Here is a 4,349-nt window from a genome sequence, read left to right on the forward strand (position 1 = left end):
ACCTCGCCGACCGGCAGGCCCGCCGCCCGCGCCGCCGCCGCGGCCGCCAGCGCGTTCGGCACCGCGTGCGCACCGTACAGCCGCAGGGAGACCGGCGCGGAACCCTCCGGCGTCACCAGGGTGAACGCCGCCCGGCCCCGCTCGTCCAGCGTCTCGCCGGCGGCGCGGACGGTCGCGCCGGGCGAGCGGCCGAACGTCACCACCGTCCCCGCCGTGCGCGGCGCCATCGCGCTGACGAGCGGGTCGTCGGCGTTCAGGACGGCCGTGCCGCCCGCCGGGACCGCCTCGACGATCTCGCCCTTCGCGCGGGCGATGTTCTCGCGGCTCCCGAACTCGCCGACGTGCGCGGTGCCGACGTTCAGCACGACGCCGACGTCCGGCCGCGCGATCCCCGTCAGGTACGCGATGTGGCCGATGCCGCGGGCGCCCATCTCCAGCACCAGGTGCCGGGTGGACGGGTCGGCGCGCAGCACGGTCAGCGGCAGCCCGATCTCGTTGTTGAACGAGCCCGGCGGCCAGACCGTCGGCCCGGCGCGGCCGACGACCTGCGCGATGAGGTCCTTGGTGGACGTCTTGCCCGCCGAGCCGGTGACCGCGATGACCGTCACGTCCGGGAGCCGCTCCAGGACGCCCCGCGCGAGCCTCCCGAGCGCCGCCTGGACGTCGTCGACCACCACGCACGGCCCGGCCGCCGGGTCGTCCAGGGGGCGCTGCGCCAGCACCGCGGCGGCCCCGGCGGCGAGCGCGGCGGCCGCGAAGTCGTGGCCGTCGGACCGCTCGCCCTTCAGCGCCGCGAACAGCGCACCGGGCTCCACCGCCCGGGAGTCCACGACCACGGGACCGCGGACCGTCGTCCCCGGGTCGCCGTGGGGCGTCCCCCCGGTGATCTCCGCGATCGCCGACAGCGGAAGTGGGATCACGCCTGCGTCCCGTCCCCTCTACTCTTCATCGCGCGGCGCAGCGCCTCGCGGACGACCTCCCGGTCGTCGAACGCGTGCACCTCGCCCGCCACGTACTGGCCCTGCTCGTGCCCCTTGCCGGCGACGACCACGACGTCGCCGCGCCGCGCCCGGCCGACGGCCAGCCCGATGGCGGCGGCGCGGTCGGGCTCCACCACGATGTGCGCGCGGTGCGGCTGCGGCACCTTCAGCCCGCCCTCGACCATAGCGGCGAGGATGGCGAGCGGGTCCTCCGACCTCGGGTTGTCGTTGGTGAAGTACGCCAGGTCCGCCAGCCGCGCCGCGGCCTCGCCCATCAGCGGCCGCTTGCCGCGGTCGCGGTCGCCGCCGCAGCCGAGCACCACCGCGAGGCGGCCCTCGGTGACCGGGCGCAGCGCCGTCAGCACGGCCTCCACCGCGCCGGGCTTGTGCGAGTAGTCGACGAGCGTGACGAACTCCTGGCCCTCGTCCACCCGCTCCAGCCGGCCCGGGACGCCCGGTAGGTCCCCGACGCCGCGCACCGCCGCCGGCAGCGGGATGCCCGCCTCCACCAGCGCGACGATCGCGGCGAGCGCGTTCGCCACGTTGAACGGCCCCGCGAGCCGCACGCTCGCGTCGGCCTCGACGCCGCCCGGGCCGACGACCCGGAACACGCTGCCGTCGGCGCCCACGCGGACGTTCTCGGCCCGCCAGTCCGCCGCCGGGTCGCCGGTGGCCGAGTACGTCGTCGTCGGCACGGTCGCGATCTCCAGCAGCTCCCGGCCGTAGTGGTCGTCCAGGTTGACCACGCCCACGCGCGAGTACTCCGGCGTGAACAGCCTCGCCTTCGCGAGGAAGTAGTCCTGCATGGTGGGGTGGTAGTCCAGGTGGTCCTGCGACAGGTTCGTGAAGATGGCGACGTCGTAGCGGGCCCCCGCGACCCGCCCCTGCACCAGGGCGTGGCTGGACACCTCCATCGCGGCGGCGCCGACGCCGTCCTCGCGCATCATCGCGAACAGGGCGTGCAGGTCCGTGGACTCGGGCGTGGTGAGGGCGCTCGGCACCCGGACGTCGCCCACGCGGATCTCCACGCCGCCGACCAGGCCCGTCCGGATGCCCGCGGCCCGCAGCCCCGCCTCCAGCAGGAACACGGTGGTGGTCTTGCCGCTGGTGCCGGTCGCGCCGATCAGCAGCAGGTCGCGGGCGGGCTCGCCGTACACCCACGCGGCGGCCTCGCCGAGCCGCGCCCGGACGTCGGCCACGACCAGGACGGGCAGCCCCGTCGCCGCGGCCCGGTCGTACCCGTCGGCGTCGGTGAGGATCGCGACCGCCCCGGCCCCGGCGGCCTGAGCGGAGAACTGGGCGCCGTGGGCGCTGGCGCCGGGCAGCGCGGCGTAGACGTCGCCGGGCAGCACCGCGCGCGAGTCGTGCGTGATCCCCGTCGCCGCCACGCCGCCCCAGCCGCCCCCGTCGCCCCGTCCGACGCCGAGGAGCGCCGCGAGCCCGGTGAGCGGCCGGGCCGGATTGGTCGTGGGGCGCATGGCGTTTCTTTCGGTGCGGACGGAACGGGGACGCTGGGACGCGGATCGTGAACTCACGGCGAGGAGGGTACTCGCTGGGGTCAGCCTCCGGCGTAGATCTTGGTGATCGGCGGTTTGCTCCCCGTCGGCGGGATCTTCTGGGTCTGGAGGGCGAAGCTCATCACGTCCTTGAAGACGGGAGCGGCCGCATCGCCACCATAGTGGCTGCCCCGGGTGGGGTGCTGCAGGACGACCTGCACCACGAGCTGCGGATCGTCCGCCGGGGCGAACCCGGCGAACGAGGCGACGTAGCCGCCGTTCTTGTAGCAGCCGCAGCGCGGGTTGACCATCTCGGCCGTGCCCGTCTTGCCGGCGACGCGGTACCCCTTGATCTGCGCGTCCGGGGCGGTGCCCTCGGACGTGGTGACGCCCTCCAGCATGTCGCTGATGTCGCGGGCCGTCGCGGCGCTGATGACCTGCTTGCGGGCCGGCGCGGGCGCGGGCGTGAACCTGCCGTTCTCGCCGACGGTGCCCGCGACGAGGTTCGGGGCGACGCGGACGCCGCCGTTGGCGATCGTCGCGTACACGCTCGCCATCTGGACGGCGTTCACCGAGACCGTCTGGCCGAACGAGATCGGGTAGCGGTCGGGGCCCCACCACTGGTTCGGCGGCTTGAGCAGCCCGGCCGTCTCGCCCGGCAGCGGCAGGCCGGTCTTCTGGCCGAACCCGAAGTCGCGGAGCGTCTGGTAGAGCTGCTGCTCCGAGATGTGCTCGCTCGCCATGATCGTGCCGACGTTGCTGGACTTGGCCAGCACGCCGGCGAAGGTCAGCCGCTCGGGCGCGTGGTGGTGCGAGTCGTTGAAGGTGCGGTCGTACCGGGTGATCCGGTCCGGGACGGTGAACGGGGTGTCCGGGCGGACGCCGCCCTTCTCCATCACGGCGGCCGCGGTGACGACCTTGCCGGTGCTGCCCGGCTCGTAGGAGTCCTGCACGAGGGGGCTGCCCCACAGGGCCTGCCTGGACTTCGCGTAGTCGTTCGGGTCGTAGCCGGGCGCCGAGGCCATCGCGAGGAGCCCGCCGGTCCGCGGGTCCATGACGATCACGCTGCCGCTGCGCGCTCCGCTGGCCTTGACCTGCCGCTCGATCGCCCGCTGCGCCGCGAACTGGATGTCGCGCTTCAGGGTGAGCCGCACGCCGGTGCCGGGCACCGACGGGCGCTTCTGGTCCTCGCCCATGGGGATGTGCTGGCCGTCCGCGCTGATCTCGACGCGCTGCCAGCCGGCCTGCCCGGAGAGCGTCCCGTTCATGGTCTGCTCCAGGCCGGCGGCCCCCTCGCCCTCGCCGTTCACGAACCCTATGACGCCCGCGCCGAGCGTTTTGTTGGGGTACTCGCGGCGGTACTCGGGCAGGGTCCCGATGCCGAGGAACTTCCACGACAGGATCAGCTGCGCCTGGTCGGGCCGGACGCCGTGCGCCAGGTACACGAACCGCGACTTCGGCTTGCTGATGCCCTTCAGCACGGTCGCGGGGTCGAGGCCGAGCGCCGGCGCGAGCGCGTTCACGATCGCCTGCCGCTTCTCCGGCTTGATGACGTAGGGGTCGGCGAAGACGGCGCGCGCCTCCACCGTCATCGCGAGGTCGTGGCCCTGAGCGTCGGTGATGCCGCCGCGGACGGCGGGCAGGTCGATCTTCTGGAGGCGCTGCCGCATGGCCTGCTCGGTGTACTTGCCGGACTCGATCGTCTGGAGCTGGACGAGCCGTCCGGCGAACAGCGACAGCACGAACGCGACGACGAGCAGCCCCACGTTCAGCCGCTTGACGGGGTCGCGCCGGTGGAAGGGGACGCGGTTGCGCAGCCTCCGCGCCGGGGGCCGCCGCCCCGGGCCGCCGCCGCCCGGCCGCGGACCGCGCG

The 4,349-nt window shown here is 74.6% G+C and carries 3 protein-coding genes; all 3 read right to left on the bottom strand.

What is annotated here, in order from left to right:
• Window positions 1–920: UDP-N-acetylmuramoyl-tripeptide--D-alanyl-D-alanine ligase (locus tag E1300_RS47965; protein WP_131763911.1), on the bottom strand; the 920-nt coding region annotated here is incomplete at its 3' end.
• Window positions 917–2,458: a UDP-N-acetylmuramoyl-L-alanyl-D-glutamate--2,6-diaminopimelate ligase gene (locus E1300_RS47970; protein ID WP_131763912.1), complete on the bottom strand. Its 1,542-nt coding sequence runs from the start codon at window positions 2,456–2,458 to the stop codon at window positions 917–919. The genes E1300_RS47965 and E1300_RS47970, both read right to left, overlap by 4 nt.
• Window positions 2,459–2,538: 80 nt before the next feature.
• Window positions 2,539–4,293 (bottom strand): peptidoglycan D,D-transpeptidase FtsI family protein, encoded by a 1,755-nt coding sequence (locus E1300_RS47975; RefSeq protein ID WP_131763913.1) that lies wholly within the window; start codon window positions 4,291–4,293, stop codon window positions 2,539–2,541.
• Window positions 4,294–4,349: the final 56 nt, after the last annotated feature.

Origin of the sequence: Actinomadura fibrosa (assembly GCF_900659615.1) — a bacterium.
Classification (GTDB): domain Bacteria; phylum Actinomycetota; class Actinomycetes; order Streptosporangiales; family Streptosporangiaceae; genus Spirillospora; species Spirillospora fibrosa.

Coding starts and splice junctions, on each gene's coding strand:
- E1300_RS47970 (WP_131763912.1), bottom strand. CDS start 2,458: ATGCGCCCCACGACCAATCCGGCCCGGCCGCTCACCGGGCTCGCGGCG.